General features: G+C 62.0%; 20 protein-coding genes. 7 read left to right on the top strand and 13 right to left on the bottom strand.

What is annotated here, in order from left to right:
* Nucleotides 1–26: 26 nt before the first annotated feature.
* Nucleotides 27–818 carry a YfaP family protein gene (locus tag F8N96_RS31750; protein WP_150801129.1) on the bottom strand — a complete coding sequence of 264 codons (792 nt, stop codon included), beginning with the start codon at nucleotides 816–818 and terminating at the stop codon, nucleotides 27–29.
* A 353-nt stretch (nucleotides 819–1,171) separates the two neighbouring features.
* On the opposite strand from F8N96_RS31750, the gene F8N96_RS31745 reads away from it, so the two are divergent.
* From F8N96_RS31745 to F8N96_RS31730, 4 genes are all read left to right on the top strand, one after another.
* Nucleotides 1,172–1,414 (top strand): exodeoxyribonuclease VII small subunit, encoded by a 243-nt coding sequence (locus F8N96_RS31745; RefSeq protein ID WP_064680011.1) that lies wholly within the window; start codon nucleotides 1,172–1,174, stop codon nucleotides 1,412–1,414.
* Complete coding sequence (gene ispA / locus F8N96_RS31740; protein WP_150801128.1) at nucleotides 1,411–2,298, top strand: (2E,6E)-farnesyl diphosphate synthase; 888 nt, start codon at nucleotides 1,411–1,413, stop codon at nucleotides 2,296–2,298. Before F8N96_RS31745 ends, ispA begins: the two co-directional genes overlap by 4 nt.
* A 92-nt stretch (nucleotides 2,299–2,390) precedes the next feature.
* Nucleotides 2,391–4,289 carry a 1-deoxy-D-xylulose-5-phosphate synthase gene (gene dxs / locus F8N96_RS31735; protein WP_150766927.1) on the top strand — a complete coding sequence of 633 codons (1,899 nt, stop codon included), beginning with the start codon at nucleotides 2,391–2,393 and terminating at the stop codon, nucleotides 4,287–4,289.
* A 123-nt stretch (nucleotides 4,290–4,412) separates the two neighbouring features.
* Nucleotides 4,413–6,296 carry a TonB-dependent receptor domain-containing protein gene (locus F8N96_RS31730; protein ID WP_150801127.1) on the top strand — a complete coding sequence of 628 codons (1,884 nt, stop codon included), beginning with the start codon at nucleotides 4,413–4,415 and terminating at the stop codon, nucleotides 6,294–6,296.
* A gap of 120 nt (nucleotides 6,297–6,416) precedes the next feature.
* Here the strand turns inward: F8N96_RS31730 and F8N96_RS31725 are convergent, their stop codons facing one another.
* From F8N96_RS31725 to nrdR, 12 genes are all read right to left on the bottom strand, one after another.
* A complete protein-coding gene (locus F8N96_RS31725; RefSeq protein WP_150801126.1) occupies nucleotides 6,417–7,217 on the bottom strand; it encodes a cobalamin-binding protein in 801 nt (266 codons plus the stop codon).
* Nucleotides 7,217–7,636 (bottom strand): MFS transporter, encoded by a 420-nt coding sequence (locus F8N96_RS31720; RefSeq protein ID WP_150801125.1) that lies wholly within the window; start codon nucleotides 7,634–7,636, stop codon nucleotides 7,217–7,219. The genes F8N96_RS31725 and F8N96_RS31720 overlap by 1 nt, the downstream gene beginning before the upstream one ends.
* Nucleotides 7,633–8,250 (bottom strand): GTP cyclohydrolase II, encoded by a 618-nt coding sequence (ribA, locus tag F8N96_RS31715; protein WP_150801124.1) that lies wholly within the window; start codon nucleotides 8,248–8,250, stop codon nucleotides 7,633–7,635. Before ribA ends, F8N96_RS31720 begins: the two co-directional genes overlap by 4 nt.
* Nucleotides 8,251–8,497: 247 nt before the next feature.
* A complete protein-coding gene (locus tag F8N96_RS31710; RefSeq protein WP_150766932.1) occupies nucleotides 8,498–9,235 on the bottom strand; it encodes a substrate-binding periplasmic protein in 738 nt (245 codons plus the stop codon).
* 22 nt (nucleotides 9,236–9,257) lie between these two features.
* Nucleotides 9,258–9,761: a phosphatidylglycerophosphatase A gene (locus F8N96_RS31705; RefSeq protein WP_064680019.1), complete on the bottom strand. Its 504-nt coding sequence runs from the start codon at nucleotides 9,759–9,761 to the stop codon at nucleotides 9,258–9,260.
* Nucleotides 9,758–10,723 (bottom strand): thiamine-phosphate kinase, encoded by a 966-nt coding sequence (gene thiL, locus F8N96_RS31700; RefSeq protein ID WP_150801123.1) that lies wholly within the window; start codon nucleotides 10,721–10,723, stop codon nucleotides 9,758–9,760. The genes F8N96_RS31705 and thiL overlap by 4 nt, the downstream gene beginning before the upstream one ends.
* Nucleotides 10,724–10,743: 20 nt before the next feature.
* The gene (nusB, locus tag F8N96_RS31695; protein WP_038981348.1) at nucleotides 10,744–11,244 is read right to left on the bottom strand and encodes a transcription antitermination factor NusB; all 501 of its coding nucleotides are present in this window, start codon (nucleotides 11,242–11,244) and stop codon (nucleotides 10,744–10,746) included.
* Complete coding sequence (gene ribE / locus F8N96_RS31690; protein WP_003228649.1) at nucleotides 11,241–11,717, bottom strand: 6,7-dimethyl-8-ribityllumazine synthase; 477 nt, start codon at nucleotides 11,715–11,717, stop codon at nucleotides 11,241–11,243. Before ribE ends, nusB begins: the two co-directional genes overlap by 4 nt.
* Nucleotides 11,718–11,808: 91 nt before the next feature.
* Nucleotides 11,809–12,900, bottom strand: a complete 1,092-nt coding sequence (gene ribBA / locus F8N96_RS31685; RefSeq protein ID WP_064680021.1) for a bifunctional 3,4-dihydroxy-2-butanone-4-phosphate synthase/GTP cyclohydrolase II — start codon at nucleotides 12,898–12,900, stop codon at nucleotides 11,809–11,811.
* Nucleotides 12,901–12,931: 31 nt separating this feature from the next.
* Nucleotides 12,932–13,609, bottom strand: coding sequence for a riboflavin synthase (locus F8N96_RS31680; protein ID WP_150801122.1), 678 nt, complete (start codon nucleotides 13,607–13,609; stop codon nucleotides 12,932–12,934).
* Between the two features lie 45 nt (nucleotides 13,610–13,654).
* Nucleotides 13,655–14,788: a bifunctional diaminohydroxyphosphoribosylaminopyrimidine deaminase/5-amino-6-(5-phosphoribosylamino)uracil reductase RibD gene (gene ribD / locus F8N96_RS31675; RefSeq protein ID WP_150801121.1), complete on the bottom strand. Its 1,134-nt coding sequence runs from the start codon at nucleotides 14,786–14,788 to the stop codon at nucleotides 13,655–13,657.
* Nucleotides 14,785–15,249 carry a transcriptional regulator NrdR gene (gene nrdR, locus F8N96_RS31670; RefSeq protein ID WP_003228656.1) on the bottom strand — a complete coding sequence of 155 codons (465 nt, stop codon included), beginning with the start codon at nucleotides 15,247–15,249 and terminating at the stop codon, nucleotides 14,785–14,787. Before nrdR ends, ribD begins: the two co-directional genes overlap by 4 nt.
* A gap of 128 nt (nucleotides 15,250–15,377) precedes the next feature.
* Between nrdR and F8N96_RS31665 the strand changes: the two genes are divergently transcribed.
* The 3 genes from F8N96_RS31665 to trxA all read left to right on the top strand — a co-directional run bounded on the left by F8N96_RS31665 (nucleotide 15,378) and on the right by trxA (nucleotide 17,547).
* Nucleotides 15,378–15,836 (top strand): YbaY family lipoprotein, encoded by a 459-nt coding sequence (locus F8N96_RS31665; RefSeq protein ID WP_150766936.1) that lies wholly within the window; start codon nucleotides 15,378–15,380, stop codon nucleotides 15,834–15,836.
* Nucleotides 15,833–16,489, top strand: coding sequence for a class I SAM-dependent methyltransferase (locus F8N96_RS31660; protein WP_150801120.1), 657 nt, complete (start codon nucleotides 15,833–15,835; stop codon nucleotides 16,487–16,489). The genes F8N96_RS31665 and F8N96_RS31660 overlap by 4 nt, the downstream gene beginning before the upstream one ends.
* A 185-nt stretch (nucleotides 16,490–16,674) precedes the next feature.
* Nucleotides 16,675–17,547, top strand: a complete 873-nt coding sequence (gene trxA / locus F8N96_RS31655) for a thioredoxin (protein ID WP_150801119.1) — start codon at nucleotides 16,675–16,677, stop codon at nucleotides 17,545–17,547.
* Nucleotides 17,548–17,947: the final 400 nt, after the last annotated feature.

Genomic DNA, 17,947 nt, shown 5'->3' with positions numbered 1-17,947 from the left:
CCCAATTCATCCGTGGTGCGGGATGTTCAATAGTTGAAAGTCTTGACCAGCAGCAGATCACCGATCGCGCGCAGAGGCACGATGAAGGTCTCGCGTTTCTCGTCGACGGTGTTTTCGTTCAGTACCAGGTTGATCTGTGAGGTGATCACCTCGTTCTGGTTGCCGCGCTCATCGAAGTTATAGCCGCCGCTGCCAAAGTTGCCCCAATAGTTCACGTAAACCAGATAGGTGCCCTGCATCGGCGCGGTCATGGTGAACATTTCCGGGCCGGGACCATCGACGCCATCCGGGTCCAGGCCGCCGCCGTTGCTCATCGCCGGGCGAGCCCAGAACGCATGCTGGCCGTCGGGGGTAACGATGTGCAGGTCGAGCTCGGCCTTCGGATCGTCCCAACCCAGCACCACGCGAATCCGCGCCGGTGTGCGCAGGTTGTTGGCTTCATAGAATTGAACGCGCTTGAGCGGCTGGCCTTCGGCACTGCGCACTTCGACGCTGTTGGAACCGGCGCCAAAGGCATACGGTCGGGCGAAACGTCCCTGGTCGTCGGTGTACAGATTGAGGGGATTGCCGTTGACCGCCAGGGTATGGGGCCCGCGTTGGTTGCCGATGGCCTTGAGCTGGCCTTCTATCATCGTGCGATTGCGCTGCACGCCCCGGTCGATGGGCGGTGTGGGATAGGCGACTTGAGGCTGTTCACTGCGATCCAGCAGGCCGTTGTAGCGCCAGCCGCCTATCGGTTCCGACAGTTCTGCCGTCGGCTCGGCCTTGGCAGCAGTGGCGCAGACCAGCCCCATCAGCACCAGCAGCAATGAACGCATGTGACGCCTCCTGCCATGCCTGACGAAACCTTGCGCCTGTTCCTCGGCGCGTTACAGATCCAAACCCTGCGTTTCGTCTGAAAGCCCCGTGACTGTGGGGTTGTAGAAGACCCGAAGATTAGCCATTCAGCGGTGTTTTAACAATCAGACAGATCTCTATCTGCTATAGAAATCACGGGATTTGCCGGGCGTGAGCCGAATAGCGAGCTTATTCGGCTCACAAAATGAGCCGAATAACGCAGATCACTCTTGGAGACGCCGCAAACTGCAACTCCCAATACCCCGCTTATTTGCCCATACCCCCCATGTCTGCTAGTGTCGCGCCGGTTTAACGTCAACCGGAAATAGCCGCCATGGCCCGCAAAAAAGCTGCACTGGATTTCGAACAATCGCTCGCTGAACTGCAAACGCTGGTCGAGCGTCTGGAGAATGGTGAATTGTCCCTGGAAGACTCGCTGACGGCTTTCGAGCAAGGCATCGGCCTGACCCGCGATTGCCAGGCGGCGCTGGCCCAGGCCGAACAAAAGGTTCAGGTGCTGCTCGAACGCGATGGCGAGTTGGCCGAGGAACCCTTCGACGCGGATTTGCCAGAATGATTGCAGCGTATTCGGCCACCAGCCAGGCTCGTGTCAACGCGGCACTGGAAAGCCTGTTTATCGCGCCAGGCCCCGAGCTTGCACGCCTTTACGAAGCCATGCGCTACAGCGTAATGAATGGCGGCAAACGGGTGCGGCCGTTGTTGGCCTACGCCGCCTGCGAAGCGCTGGGCGGCAAGGCTGAACACGCCAACGGCGCGGCGTGTGCCGTGGAGCTGATCCACGCCTATTCCCTGGTGCACGACGATCTGCCGGCCATGGATGACGACGACCTGCGTCGTGGCCAGCCGACTACCCACAAGAAATTCGACGAAGCCTGCGCGATCCTGGCTGGCGACGGTTTGCAGAGCCTGGCCTTCAGCGCCCTGCTCGATCCGCGCCTGAACACTGCGGATGCCGACACCCGCCTGCAAATGGTCAGCGCCCTGGCGTTGGCGGCAGGCCCGGCCGGCATGGTCGGCGGCCAAGCCATCGACCTGGGTTCGGTCGGCCTGAAGCTCGATCAACAAGCCCTTGAGTACATGCATCGGCACAAAACCGGTGCGCTGATCGAGGCCAGCGTCAAACTCGGCGCCCTGGCCAGCGGCCGCGCAGAGAAAGACCAACTGAAGTCGCTGCAGGCTTATGCACAAGCCATCGGCCTGGCGTTTCAGGTGCAGGACGACATTCTCGACGTCGAAAGCGATACCGCAACCCTCGGCAAGCGCCAGGGCGCCGACATCGCGCGGGACAAGCCGACCTACCCGGCCCTGCTCGGCCTCGATGCAGCCAAGGCCTACGCCCTGGAACTGCGCGATCAGGCCCTGCACGCACTGCGACCGTTTGACGCAGCCGCCGAGCCGTTACGCGACCTGGCCCGCTATATCGTCGACCGGCGCAGCTGACGGCGTATCCGCCAAGTTAAAACCAACGCGTGGGCAGGGGGCGATGCATCAGGTAAACTGCCGCATCTTTTATACCTATAACGATTCGCCTGATGCCCACGACGTTTCATGAGATTCCCCGCAAGCGCCCGACCACGCCCCTGCTCGACCGTGCCAACACGCCGGACGGCCTGCGCCGGTTAGGCGAAGCCGAGCTGGAAACCCTGGCCGATGAGTTGCGCCTGGAATTGCTCTACACGGTCGGTCAGACCGGCGGGCATTTCGGCGCCGGCCTGGGCGTCATCGAGCTGACCATCGCGCTGCATTACGTTTTCGACACCCCGGACGACCGGCTGGTGTGGGACGTGGGTCATCAGGCCTATCCGCACAAAATCCTCACGGGCCGTCGCGAGCGCATGGGCACCCTGCGCCAGAAGGATGGCGTCGCGGCCTTCCCGCGTCGCTCAGAGAGCGAGTACGACACCTTTGGCGTCGGCCACTCCAGCACCTCGATCAGCGCAGCGCTGGGCATGGCCATTGCCGCCCGCCTGCAGAACAGTGATCGCAAGGCGATTGCCGTGATCGGCGATGGTGCATTGACCGCCGGCATGGCGTTCGAGGCGCTGAACCACGCGCCGGAAGTGAACGCCAACATGCTGGTGATCCTCAACGACAACGACATGTCGATCTCGCGCAACGTTGGCGGGCTGTCGAATTACCTGGCGAAGATCCTTTCCAGCCGCACTTACGCGAGCATGCGCGAAGGCAGCAAAAAGGTCCTGTCGCGCCTGCCCGGCGCTTGGGAAATCGCTCGTCGCACCGAAGAATACGCCAAAGGCATGCTGGTGCCCGGCACGCTGTTCGAAGAGCTGGGCTGGAACTACATCGGCCCGATCGATGGCCACGACCTGCCGACCCTGATCGCCACCCTGCGCAACATGCGCGACCTGAAAGGTCCGCAGTTCCTGCACGTGGTGACCAAAAAAGGCAAAGGCTTCGCCCCGGCGGAAGTCGACCCGATCGGCTACCACGCCATCACCAAGCTCGAACCGGTGGACGCGCCGGCCGCTGCGCCGAAAAAAGCCAGCGGGCCGAAGTATTCCGGCGTGTTCGGCGAATGGCTGTGCGACATGGCCGCCGCCGACTCGCGGTTGGTGGGCATCACCCCGGCGATGAAAGAAGGCTCCGACCTGGTGGCGTTCAGCGAACGTTTCCCGCAGCGCTACTTCGACGTGGCGATTGCCGAGCAACACGCCGTGACCTTCGCCGCCGGCATGGCGTGCGAAGGCGCGAAACCGGTGGTGGCGATCTATTCGACGTTTTTGCAACGGGGTTACGACCAACTGGTGCATGACGTGGCGGTGCAAAATCTCGATGTGCTGTTTGCCATCGACCGCGCAGGTTTGGTGGGCGAAGACGGCCCGACCCACGCGGGCAGTTTCGACCTGTCGTTCCTGCGCTGCATCCCCGGCATGCTGGTGATGACACCGAGCGACGAAAACGAACTGCGGAAGATGCTCACCACCGGCCACCTGTTCGACGGCCCGGCGGCGGTGCGTTATCCGCGTGGCTCCGGCCCGAACGCGACGATCGAGAAAGACCTCGAACCGATCGAAATCGGCAAGGGCGTGATTCGCCGCCAAGGCAGCAAGGTCGCTCTGCTGGTGTTCGGCGTGCAACTGGCCGAGGCGCTGAAAGTCGCCCAGACGCTGGATGCGACCGTGGTCGACATGCGCTTCGTCAAACCGCTGGATGAAGCACTGGTTCGCGAGATCGCCAGCAGCCACGAGCTGTTGGTGACCGTCGAAGAGAACGCGATCATGGGCGGTGCCGGTGGCGCGGTCAGCGAGTTCCTTGCCCGGGAAAACATCCTCAAGTCGGTGCTGCATCTGGGCTTGCCGGATAGCTACGTTGAACACGCCAAGCCTGCGCAGATGCTGGCTGAGTGCGGGTTGGACGAGGCCGGGATCGAAGCATCGATTCGTCAGCGCCTGCAGCTGCTCAATTTGTAAACCCAATCGCTCCCTGTAGGAGCCGGCTTGCTGGCGAAGGCGTCCTCGCAGACGCCAGAAGCTTCGCTGGCAAGCCAGCTCCTACAGGGGGACCGAGTTTTCTTCGATTTCTACGAATAACCCATGAATTTCTCCCGCCTCGCCCTGACGCTGACCCTTCTGCCGTCCGGCCCACTCCTGGCCGACACCTTCGAACGCGACCAGGCCCTGAAGCTGCCCGACGTGCTGATCAGTGCCAACCGCCAGGTCGAAGCCCGCAACGACAGCAGCGCCGCCAATACCGTGTTCACCCGCGAAGACATCGATCGCTTGCAACCGGGCAGCGTCACGGATCTGTTGCGTCGGGTACCGGGGGTGCAGATCGGGCAAACCGGCGGGCGCGGTAGCTTGCCGGGGGTGTACATACGCGGAACCAAGTCGGCGCAGAGCCTGGTGCTGGTGGACGGCCAACGCATCGGCAACTCCACCTCCGGCGACAGCAACCTGCAACACATCAATATCGAGCAAGTCGAGCGCTTGGAAGTGCTGCGTGGCTCGCGTTCGGTGATTTACGGCAGCGATGCGATTGGCGGGGTCATTCAGATATTTACCCGTCGTGGCGGCGAACAAGGCCTGCATCCGCAGCTGCACGTGGGCTTTGGCAGCAACCAGACGTGGGAGCGCAGCCTCGGTTTGTCGGGTGGCGATGAGAAAACCCGCTTCAACCTCGGCGCCAGCCTCGATGAAACCGCCGGGATCAATCGCACCCACGCGTCGTATCCCAGCGACGGCGATCACGACGAATACCGCAACAAATCGGTCAGTTTGAGCCTGAGTCACGCCCTCACCGATGACATCGAGATCGGCGCCAACGTCCTCGATAACCGCGGCAAAAGCGCGTTCGACAATCCGTTCGGCCGCTTCGATATGACCACGTTCGAATCGGTTCAGGAACAGCCCTACAACGAATTCACGGTCAGTGGTGTCAGCAGTTACCTTGACGCGAAGATCAACGAGGTGTGGAAAACCCGCGTCGAAGTCGGCCACAGCGAAAACCGCGAGAAGACACTCGACAAGCTCAGCGAGGAGCGCAGCGTGTTCAACACCTATCGCGACTCGGTGAACTGGCAGAACGATCTGACCCTGAACGACCGCAACAGCCTGATCCTCGGCGGCGACTGGTACGAAGACCGCATCAACAGCAGCACCCCCTTCGACGAAGACAGTCGCTGGAACCGCGCGGCGTTTATCCAGCATCGCTATCAGGCGGACAGTTTTTCCACGGAACTGGGATTGCGCCGCGACCAGAACCAGCAGTTCGGCGGCCAGAACAGCTGGAGCGGCACCTTCACCCTGCCGGTGGCCCCGGACAACGACCTGTTGCTGACCTACAGCGAAGGCTTCCGCGCACCGACCTTCAATGACCTGTACTACCCGGACTTCAGCAACCCGGATCTCAAGCCCGAGACCTCGAAAAGCTATGAGCTGCAATGGCGTAGTCAGCTGACTGAAAGCAGCCGGCTGGAAGCTTCGCTGTATCGCACGGACCTGGAAAACGCGATTATTTTCGGCAGCAACTCACGGCCGCAGAACGTTGCCTCCGCCCGGATCAATGGGTTTGAAGCGGCATTGAAGCAGGAATTGTTCGGCTGGCAGGGCAACCTCGGCATGGCAATCATCGACCCAAGGGATCGCGACAGTGGCCACACGTTGGCCCGACGTGCGCGGCGGACCTTGAGCCTGGATCTGGATCGGCAGTTCGACCGTCTGGGCCTCGGCGCCAGCTGGCAGGCGGTGAGCAGCAGCTATGACGACGAGGATAACCAGCAGCCATTGGGTGGGTATGCCTTGCTGGGGTTGCGCAGCAGTTGGGAGCTGAATCGCGAGGTAAAGCTTGAGCTGAAGGTGGATAACCTGCTGGACAAGGGTTACAGCCGGGCGCTGTACAGCCATGACAGTAGTCAGTATGGGTATCGCGAGGAAGGTCGGGCGTGGATGTTCGGGATGACCTGGACGCCTGAGATCTGATCAAGGATTTGCGGTGCGTTAACCGGCCTCTTCGCGAGCAAGCCCGCTCCCACACTGGATCTCTGTGCACCACAAATCCAATGTGGGAGCGGGCTTGCTCGCGAAGCAGGCACCTTGGTCTCAGCGGTCAGGCGCAATCAACTGACAAAGCTTGGCAGTCGCCTCGATCATCTGCCCACTCGGCCGTTCCAGGCCCCTGTCCGTCACCAACAACAACTGCCCCTGCGCCACCGCCGCCACCTGCGGCCACACTTTCCATGCATCGAGCTGCGCCTGATCAGCAGCCAGAATTACCTCGGGATTGCGCTGCAACACCGCTTCGATACTGACTTGAGGTGCTGGCAATGCCAGGTCGGCAAACACATTGCGCGCGCCGCACACCTCTAGCGCATCACTGATGATCTGCCCGCCGCCGACGGTATACAGCGGCCGATCCCAGACCTGGTAAAACACCTGCAACGGCTCATCCCGACGATAGCGCTGACGCAACGAATCCAGTTGCTGACGCAAACTCCCAGCCAATGAAACACCACGCTGCGGCCTGCCGAGTTGCGTGGCAATCGCCTCGATCTGCGCGGTGAGTTGTTCGAAGGTGTGGGGTTCGGCGACGTAGGTCGGTATGTTCAGCCGCTTGAGCTGCTCACGCTGGGCCGGACCGACACTGCCGGGCCAGAGCAACAACAAGTCGGGTTTCAGGCTGAGCAGCTGCTCCATGTCCAACTGACCATAGCGGCCAACGGACGGGATATCCTTGAGTTCGGCAGGACGTTCACCGGCATCCAGCACACCCACCAGCAGATCGGCTGAGCCCAGTTCGACGACGATTTCGGACAGCGATGGCGCCAGGCTGACCACGCGCTCGACCGCGGTCGCCGAGCCGCTGACGGCCAGCAGCAACACCGCCAGCCAGACGCTGCGCATCAACCGAGTTGACGCGGAATACGGTAGAGGTAGAACAGCACCAGGGTCGACAGCGCCAGCAGCATCAGTGGCACCGCTTCAAGGCCGACGAACACCGCCAACGCACCTATCCAGGCCGGCAGAGCGGCGACCAGGAAGGCGGTACGACGCTTGGCGGCCAGGGCAATCCAGGCGGCAGGCTCTTCAGGGGTATCGAGGGCTTTCTGGGTGGCGATCAGCCCGTGCTTGTAGCCACCAAAGAATTTCAGGCTGACAAACATCGAGGCCACACCAGCGATGAACAAGGGCATCGCCAGCACCGGCAGGATCGCCTCGCCCTGGCCAAACACGCCGTTGATCACAAGCAGTGGCACCAGGGCCAGCGCCAGGTATTGCCACCAATTGACGGACAGACGCCGCCGCACCTGACCGCGGGTCACGCCCGGTCTACCTCGCCCTGGTGCTCGTTGCCCATCATGTGGTCGAGCTTGCTGGCCTTGGTGGCCAGGTAGAGTTTGTTGTGCGGATTGTGGCCGGTGTGCAGCGGTACGCGCTCGGCGACCACGATACCCATGTCGGTCAAGGCCTTGACCTTGCGTGGGTTGTTGGTCATCAAACGCAGGGATTCCACGCCCAGGTGCTGCAGCATCGGCAGGCACATGGCGTAATCGCGCTGGTCGGCGGCAAAGCCCAGGCGTTCGTTGGCTTCGACGGTGTCGGCACCGCCATCCTGCAATTCATAGGCGCGGATCTTGTTCAGCAAGCCAATGCCACGGCCTTCCTGACGCAAGTACAGCAACACGCCACGGCCTTCACGGGCGATGGCCTGCAAGGCGGCTTCGAGCTGCGAGCCGCAATCGCAGCGCTGGCTGAACAAGGCATCGCCCGTCAGGCATTCGGAGTGCAACCGGCCGAGTACCGGGGCACCGTCAACGAACTCACCCAGACTCAGCACGACGTGCTCGCGTCCGTTTTCCTCATCGAGAAAGCCGTGCATGGTGAAATTCGCAAAAGGCGTTGGCAGCTTGGAAGCGGCGACAAAAACGACAGGCACCGGTGTGCTCCTGATCTATAGGTACTGGAGATTCGCAGACGCGGCATTGTAACAGCAGGTTCCAGCGGACGCTTAGGCTGAATTATGGGGCATAACGATCAAAATGTTTGATCACTGAATCCGCATTACGACCTGTAGGAGCAAGCTTGCTCGCGATGGTGTATCAGATACGCAGGTATCGACTGACACTCCATCGCGAGCAAGCTCGCTCCTACAGTAGGTTGATCGCCAGTTTCAAGAGCCGTGTTCAATTCGAATCAAATGGATAAGGCTGCTTCCAGCGCTCGAAAATCGGTTTCAGCCGGCCGCTTTTCACCAATTGTTCCATGCGTTGGTCGAACAGCGCCATCAATGCACGGGCCCTGGGCGTATCGGCGAAGCACAGGTACAGCGGCAACTCCGCTATATGGGTGCGCCGGAACTGCGAGGGATCCCTGGCCCGCTTGACGACGTAGTCGACCTCGGTCAGCGCATCGATGTAGAAGTCGGCGCGATTGTGAACCAGCATCGACAGGATTCCGGTACGCCGCAGGACTTCGTTGTAGCGACGCACGTTGGGCAGGTAGTCCTGATAATCGTAGCCGCGGACCCAGGCCAGTCGATAGTTGCCCAGGGTTTCCGGAGTCGGGGCCGGATTGCTGGCCAGCCCCAGGGCATAGATGTGATCGGTATCGAAGCTCCAGCGCGGGTAGAGCAAATCGCTGGTCTCGTCGCGATAGGAGCCGACACAGGCGTCCACTTCGCCCCGCTGGGCCAGCCCCATGGAACGCACGTAGGGCTCGGTACGGATATCCAGCTTGACCCCGGCCGGCTCGAACACCTCGCGCAACACGTCCCAGCCCAGACCGTGACCGTCAGCGGCGGTGTAGTCTTCCCAGTCTTCGCTGGCCAGATGAATCACCGAGGGGGTCGTCGGCTCATCCGCCGCCTGGGCAAGCGCACCCAACATCGCGAACACCATCACCAGCCACCAGCGTCGAGCCATCCCTAGTCCCCTGTTCCGCCACTCAGGCGAAAATCCATACCAGCCCCTGCATCGCCAACCACGCAAACACCCCGGCCAACACATCGTCGAGCATGATCCCGACGCCACCGTGCACATGCTTGTCTATCCAGTGAATAGGCCACGGCTTGAGGATATCGAAGAAGCGAAATACCAGAAAACCTGCCAGCAACCAATACCAACCTTCCGGTACCAGCCACAGCGTGATCCACATCCCGACCATTTCGTCCCAGACGATGCCTTCGTGGTCGTGCACCCGCAAATCGTCGGCCACCTTGCCGCACAGCCAGAAGCCGAACAGCATGGTGATGCCCAGCATCAGCCAGTAACCCCAGTCGGGCAGCATTTGCCACAACGGAATAAAGGGTAGCGCAACTAACGAACCCCAGGTGCCCGGTGCTTTTGGCAGGGTGCCCGAACCGAAGCCGAATGCGATGAAATGCCAGGGGTTGCGCCAGACAGAGGGCGGTACGAATTCCGCCGGGACTTGATTGGGATGATCTGTCACGGTGTCTCCCGAAAATGTTGATAGCCCCGGGTTTGCGGGGTGATGTCTTGTCCGTCGGCATCCAGCAATGTCACGCCCTGCCCCGCGATGACCCGTCCGACCACGTGGATCGGCCAGCCGTCAGCCAGCAAGGGTGCTAACTCGACGGACGGCAAGGTGAAGGCCAGCACGTAATCGTCACCGCCGCTGAGCGCTGCCGTTTCGGCGCCCGACTGACCCAGCAAGGCCACCAAAGCCTTCGACAGCGGCAAACGGTGCCGTTCAACTTCAATGCCCACCTTCGATGCGAGAGCGATATGCCCACAGTCGGCGAGCAAGCCGTCGGAGATGTCCAGCGCCGAGGTCGCCTTGCCCCGCAACGCCATGCCCAGCCCGAGCTGCGGTTGCGGCGACCAGTAATGCGCCAGCAGCGGATCGGCAATGGCCGGCTCAGCCGTGCGCTGGCCGAGCACCAGCGGCAAGGCGCCAGCGGCATTGCCCAAATCACCGCCAACGCACAACAAATCGCCTGGCCTCGCGCAGCTACGGGTCAACGCCAAACCACTGGGCACACGCCCGAACACGGTCATGGTCAGGCTCAAGGGCCCACGGGTGGTATCGCCGCCAACCAGTGCCACACCGCAGCTTTGCGCCATGAGGTTCAAACCTCGGGCGTAGGCATCCAGCCAATCGGCGGTCACTGTCGGCAAGGTCAGGGCAAGGGTAAAGGCGGTGGGGGTGGCGCCCATGGCAGCCAGATCGCTGACGGCCACGGCCAGCGAGCGCTGGCCGAGCAGAAACGGGTCGCAAGGGTCTGCGAAATGCACACCGGCCACGAGGGTGTCGGTGGAAATCGCCAACTGCTCCCCGGGGGGAACAGCCAGCAAGGCGCAGTCGTCGCCGATCCCAAGGGCAACGCCTTCGCCGCCTTGCGCACAGGGCGCGGCGGCGAAGAAATTGCGGATCAGCTCAAATTCGCCCATGGCAGCCATTCAAGCGCGAATCAGCGCTTGAACGCCTTCACTTCAGCTTCACGCAGACGCGGGGCCAGCTTGTCGAGCACACCGTTGACGAACTTGTGGCCGTCGGTGGAGCCGAAGACTTTTGCCAGCTCGATACCTTCGTTGATCACAACGCGGTACGGCACGTCGACGCGCTCGAGCAGTTCCCAGGTGGACAGGCGCAGGACCGCCAGTTCAACCGGGTCCAGCTCCTCGATCGTGATGTCCAGGCAAGGCGCCAGTGCGGCGTCGATGCGGTCCTTCTGCGCCGGAACCCCGTGCAGGATTTCACGGAAGTAGGCACCGTCGACATCGCTGAAATCGTTATCGACCCGGAATTGCGCTTCGATCTCGTTCAAAGATTGCTTGGCCATGTGCCACTGGTACAGCGCCTGGGTCGCGAGCTGACGGGCTTCGCGACGCTTGACGCTTTTCGATGGCTTGCCGGCATCCGCAGGCTTTGGATCGCGCGGGTTGAAACGATCGCTATCGTCGCTAATCACTTGGCCTCCAACTGCGCCAGCAGGCTGACCATTTCCAGAGCGGACAGGGCAGCTTCAGCACCTTTGTTACCGGCCTTGGTGCCGGAACGTTCGATGGCTTGTTCGATGGAATCAACGGTCAGTACGCCGAAAGCGACCGGTACGCCGAACTCCATGGACACCTGGGCCAGGCCCTTGGTGCATTCGCCCGCCACGTATTCGAAGTGCGGAGTACCGCCACGAATGACTGCGCCCAAGGCGATGATTGCCGCGAACTCGCCTTTCTGAGCGACTTTCTGCGCAACCAGCGGGATTTCGAAGGCGCCAGGCGCACGGATGATGGTGATGTCGCTTTCGCTCACGCCATGGCGAACCAGGGCATCAACTGCACCGCTGACCAGGCTTTCAACCACGAAACTGTTGAAACGGCCCACTACCAGAGCGTAGCGGCCTTTAGGGGCGATGAAGGTACCTTCGATGGTCTTCAGGGTCATTCGTTAGATCTCTTAAAGAGCCGGGATGCGTTTTCTACGCATCCCTCAGTGATGTGTTAACCGCGAATACAGGCCCGCAAACTGCCGGTCATTATTCGGAGGGCACGTATTCTACAACTTCCAGATCGAAACCGGATATCGCATTAAATTTCATCGGCGCACTCATCAGGCGCATTTTACGCACGCCCAGGTCCCGAAGGATCTGCGAACCGGCACCCACGATGCTGTAGGTGGTCGGTTTTTTCGCCGGCACGTGCTCCGCGGTTTCACGGATGTGCGCCAGCAACACGTCGCCATCGAGCGGGTGACCGAGCAACAGCACCACACCGCTGCCGGCCTCGGCGACCGCGGCCATGGCGGCGCGCAGGCTCCAGCGGCCAGGCTGTTTGACCATCAACAGGTCGCGCAGCGGGTCCATGTTGTGCACCCGGACCAGGGTCGGCTCTTCACCGCACACGGTGCCCAGGGTCAGGGCCATGTGCACGTCGCCTTCCACGGAATCACGATAGGTCACCAGGTTGAATTGGCCCAGTTCGCTATCCAATGGCTGCTCGGCAATCCGCTGAACGGTACGTTCGTGGATCATCCGGTAGTGGATCAGGTCGGCAATGGTGCCGATCTTGATATTGTGTTCAGCCGCAAAAGCCTCAAGCTCGGCACGACGGGACATGGTGCCATCGTCGTTCATCACTTCGCAGATCACCCCGCTCGGCTCGAAACCGGCCATGCGCGCCAGGTCGCACGCCGCTTCAGTGTGGCCGGCACGGGCCAGGGTACCGCCGGCCTGGGCCATCAGCGGGAAAATGTGGCCGGGACTGACGATGTCTTCAGCCTTGGCGTCTTTCGCGGCGGCGGCCTGCACGGTGCGCGCACGGTCGGCGGCCGAAATGCCGGTGGTCACGCCGGTGGCCGCTTCGATGGACACGGTGAACTTGGTGCCGAAACCGGAGCCGTTGCGCGGTGCCATCAACGGCAGCTTCAGCAATTCGCAGCGTTCGCGGCTCATCGGCATGCAGATCAGGCCACGGGCGTGCTTGGCCATGAAGTTGATGTGTTCAGGCTGGCAGCACTCGGCGGCCATGATCAGGTCGCCTTCGTTCTCGCGGTCTTCGTCATCCATGAGGATGACCATCTTGCCTTGGCGGATATCTTCAACCAGTTCTTCGATGCTATTGAGCGCCACAAGGCACCCCCCTTCTTTCGAAATTTGAGCTTCAGGATTTGAGGTAGCCGTTTTGGGCCAGAAAGCTTTCGGTGATGTTACTGGGCTCTTTAGAAGTAGAGCTGGGCTCTGCGGCCTTGTCGCCCAACAACAGGCGTTCCAGATAACGTGCCAGCAAGTCAACTTCAAGATTCACCCGGCGACCTGGCTGGTAAGACGCCATGATGGTTTCGCTCAGGGTGTGCGGAATGATCGTCAGCAGGAACTCGGCGCCATCGACCGCGTTCACGGTCAGGCTGGTGCCGTCGACGGTGATCGAGCCTTTATGGGCGATGTACTTGGCCAGGTCTTTCGGGGCGCGGATGCGAAATTCCACGGCCCGGGCGTTTTCGGTACGGGCAACCACTTCGCCCACGCCGTCGACGTGACCGCTGACCAGGTGCCCGCCCAGACGCGTGGTCGGGGTCAGGGCTTTTTCCAGGTTGACCGGGCTGCCGCTTTTCAGGTCATTCATGGCGGTGCAGTCGAGGGTTTCACGGCTGACGTCCGCGGCAAAGCCGTTGCCCGGCAGTTCAACCGCCGTCAGGCATACGCCGTTGACCGCGATGCTGTCGCCCAGCTTGACGTCGCTCAAATCGAGCTTGCCGGTTTCTACGTGTACCCGGACATCTCCGCCTTTTGGGGTCAATGCACGAATACTGCCGATGGATTCGATGATGCCGGTAAACATGGAGTCCTCCTCGAGAACAGGGCCGTCGCTAGGCTGCGGCCGGAATTATACGCTCGCTGCTGGCACAGGAATGGCAATGACTCGCCAATCATCGCCAACCGCGCGGATTTCGGTGATTTTGAGCTCGGGCGCGTCTTTCATCTGCGCCAGCGGCCAGTCCAGCAGCGGCCGTGCCGAGGAGCCAAGAAACTTGCCGGCGATGAAAATCTGGAATTCGTCCACCAGCCCCTGCCGGGCAAAGGCGCCGGCGAGACGCGGACCCGCTTCGACCAATACTTCGTTGACGCCACGATGGGCGAGTTCGACCAGCAGTTTGCGCAGGTCTACCAAGCCATCGGCACCGGCCACGATCAGGCATTCCGGGCCGTTGGCGTATTGCTCTTCGATGGCCATGCAGGTGGCGACCAGCGCCGGTCCGGCCTTGAAGAACGGCGCATCCAGCGGCACCCGCAAACGGCCGTCGATCAGCACGCGCAGCGGCGCACGACTCATCACCAAAGCGGTTTGCTCGGCGTCCAGACCCAATTCATCGGCACGCACGGTCAAGCGGGCGTTGTCCGCCAGCACCGTGTCGGCGCCGGTCAGCACCACGCTGGCCTGGGCGCGCAGGCGTTGCACCGCCGAACGCGCCGCTGTGCCGGTGATCCACTGGCTTTCGCCGCTTTCCATCGCCGTGCGACCGTCCAGGCTCATGGCCAACTTGACCCGCACGAACGGCAAGCCGTGCTCCATGCGCTTGAGGAAGCCTTCATTGAGCTTGCGCGCCTCGCCTTCCAGCACGCCGCTGTCGGTCGCGATGCCGGCCTGGGCCAGGCGTTGCAGGCCGCGACCGGCGACTTCCGGGTTCGGGTCCTGCATCGCCGCAACCACCCGCGCCAGCCCGGCGTTCACCAGCGCATCGGCGCAGGGCGGCGTGCGGCCGTGATGGCTGCAAGGTTCGAGGGTCACGTAAGCCGTGGCGCCCCGCGCCTTGTCGCCAGCGGCGCGCAGGGCGTGGACTTCGGCATGGGGCTCGCCGGTGCGCACGTGCCAGCCTTCGCCGACGATTTGCCCGTCACGCACGATCACGCAGCCCACCCGTGGGTTGGGGTGCGTCGTGTAGTGGCCTTTGCGCGCCAGCTCCAGGGCACGGGCCATGTAATGGGCGTCGAGGATGGCTTGTTCTGGGGATAGGGTCATTCTTTCACCGGCTCACGGGCCAGGCGATCGATCTCTTCGCGGAACTCGTTGAGGTCCTGGAAGCGCCGATACACGGAGGCGAAGCGAATATAGGCGACCTCGTCGAGCTTTTGCAGCTCGGCCATCACCAGCTCACCGACCACGAGGGATTTGACCTCGCGCTCGCCGGTGGCGCGCAGTTTATGTTTGATGTGCACCAGCGACGATTCGAGACGCTCGACACTCACCGGGCGCTTCTCCAGCGCACGCTGCATGCCGGCGCGCAGTTTTTCTTCGTCGAACGGCTGGCGACTGCCGTCGGTTTTGATCAGGCGCGGCAACACCAGTTCAGCCGTCTCGAACGTCGTGAAGCGCTCGCCGCAGGCCAGGCATTCGCGCCGGCGGCGCACCTGTTCGCCCTCGGCGACCAGACGCGAGTCGATGACCTTGGTGTCGTTGGCACCGCAGAAGGGACAGTGCATGGTGGCAGGCAACAAAAAAAGGGAGGGCCATGGTAGCGCATCCCCGTGGCAAGACAAGCCATAGGCTTTGCGGTATACAGACGGGTTATAACGTTTGATCCATGGATTTCACCCAGCTGGAGCCACCAATGTCCATACGACCACTCATTTTGCTCAGTCTTTTCAGCCTCCTGGTGGCCTGTAGCAGCGATGCGCCCCAGCCACCGGAGCCCGGCCCGGCGCCGCAACAGGCGCAGAAAAAAGCCAGGGAGTCTGCCGACCTCGGCCCGTTGCCCGCGCATCAGCGCGAATTGAGCGGCACCTTGCAAGGCGTGCCGGCCGGCGCGGAAGTCGAACTGGCGCTGCTGGTGATCGACAATCTGGATCGCCCGCAACAATTGCTCGCCAGCGCCAGCCTGATCGGCACCAACCAGGTGTTGCCGTTTCGCCTGCGTTTCAACCCGGCATCCTTTCCGGCAGGTGCCCGCGTTGAACTGCGTGGTCGCGCCAGCCAGTCCGGCCAGTTGATTTTGCACCTGCCGTCGCAAGTCATCACCCAGCCAACGACCCAGGCGATGGGTCAACTGCAATTCGTCAAAGCACCATGATTGCACCGCTCGACCTGCAACAAGCCTTGGCCGGACTGCTCGGTGATGCACAGCTGGTGGCCTGTGCCTTGCCGGATACCGAACTGCAACTTTGGCTGATCGACGGCGACAAGATGGACCGCGCCTTCAGCCCGGAAGAAACCCGGCGGATTCTGCATGAGCCGCCGTACTGGAGTTTCTGCTGGGCCAGCGGGCTGGCGGTGGCGCGCTATCTTGCCCAATTCCCTGAATGGGTCAAAGGTAAGCGGGTGCTGGATTTCGGCGCCGGTTCCGGAGTGGCGGGGATTGCCGCCGTCAAGGCCGGGGCGCTGGAAGTGGTGGCTTGTGACCTCGACCCGCTGGCGATCGCCGCGTGTCGGGCGAATGCCGAACTCAATCAGGTACAGCTCAGCTACTCGACGGATTTCTTTGCCGAGGCGGATCGGTTCGATCTGATTCTGGTGGCCGATGTGCTGTATGACCGGGCGAATCTGCCGCTGCTCGACGAGTTTCTGAGCCGTGGCCGGGAAGCCTTGGTGGCGGATTCGCGGGTGAGGGATTTTCGTCATCCGCTGTATCGGCGCATCGAGATGCTGGAGGCGCTGACCTTGCCCGATCTGGCCGAGCCCGAAGAGTTCCGGCATGTGAGCCTGTATCACGCCACCCGGACATGATCGTTCCCACGCTCCAGCGTGGGAATGCAGCCTCGGGACGCTCTGCGTCCCATCGAACGGCGTGACGCAGAGCGTCACTGGAGGCATTCCCACGCGGAGCATGGGAACGATCAAGGCCACCCCGCTTCCGGCCACACCCCGCCAAGCCGTATAGTTGCCCCATCCACGCTTTTACGAGATCCCCCATGAGTCAGGAAACGCCGTACATCTTCGACGCCACGACTGCCGACTTCGAGCAATCGGTGATCGAGAACTCTTTCCACAAACCGGTGCTGGTGGATTTCTGGGCCGAATGGTGTGCGCCGTGCAAGGCGCTGATGCCGATGCTGCAAACCATCGCCGAGAGCTATCAGGGCGAGTTGCTGCTGGCCAAGGTCAATTGCGACGTCGAGCCGGACATCGTCTCGCGCTTCGGCATTCGCAGCCTGCCGACGGTCGTGCTGTTCAAGGACGGTCAGCCGGTGGACGGTTTTGCCGGTGCGCAACCGGAATCCGCAGTCCGCGCCCTGCTTGAACCTCATGTGCAGATGCCGCCGCCCGCGGCTGCCGATCCGTTCGAACAGGCTCAGGCACTGTTCGATGACAACCGTTTTGCCGACGCCGAAGCCGCGCTCAAGGTGCTGCTGGGCGAAGACAACAGCAACGCCGGTGCGCTGATTCTCTACGCCCGCTGCCTCACCGAACGAGGCGAGCTGGGCGAAGCGCAAATCGTGCTCGACGCGGTCAAGAGCGATGAACACAAGGCGGCCCTGGCCGGTGCCAAGGCACAGATCCAGTTCCTCGGCCAGGCCAGGGACTTGCCGGATGCGGCGGACCTGAAAGCGCGCCTGGCGAAAAACCCGCAGGACGATGAAGCGGTGTACCAACTGGCGATCCAGCAGTTGGCCCGCCAGCAGTACGACCCGGCGCTGGATGCCTTGCTCAAGCTGTTCATCCGCAATCGCAGCTACAGCGAAGGCTTGCCGCACAAGACGTTGCTGCAGGTGTTCGAACTGCTGGGCAACGATCACCCGCTGGTGACCACGTATCGGCGCAAGTTGTTTGCTGCGCTGTACTGAGGGTCACTGACGAACCGCGTCATCGTTCATCGCCAGCAACCGGCTCCTACGATAAAGGGATAACCCCATATCCCCAGAACACCGTAAACCCTGTAGGAGCTGGCTTGCCAGCGAAGAGGCCGTCACATCCAGCATTAATGTTACCTGACACGCCGCTTTCGCCAGCAAGCCGGCTCCTACAGTATCGGGATCAGCCCAAATCCCCCGAACGCTTCAAACCCTGTGGGAGCTGGCTTGCCAGCGAAGAGGCCGTCACATCCAGCATTAATGTTGCCTGACACGCCGCTTTCGCCAGCAAGCCGGCTCCTACAGTATCGGGATCAGCCCAAATCCCCCGAACGCTTCAAACCCTGTGGGAGCTGGCTTGCCAGCGAAGAGGCCGTCACATCCAGCATTAATG

The organism is Pseudomonas fluorescens (genome assembly GCF_902497855.1).
Taxonomy (GTDB): domain Bacteria; phylum Pseudomonadota; class Gammaproteobacteria; order Pseudomonadales; family Pseudomonadaceae; genus Aquipseudomonas; species Aquipseudomonas fluorescens_BI.
Note: the sequence above shows the minus strand (reverse complement) of the source record. Positions and strands in the feature narration are given on the sequence as shown.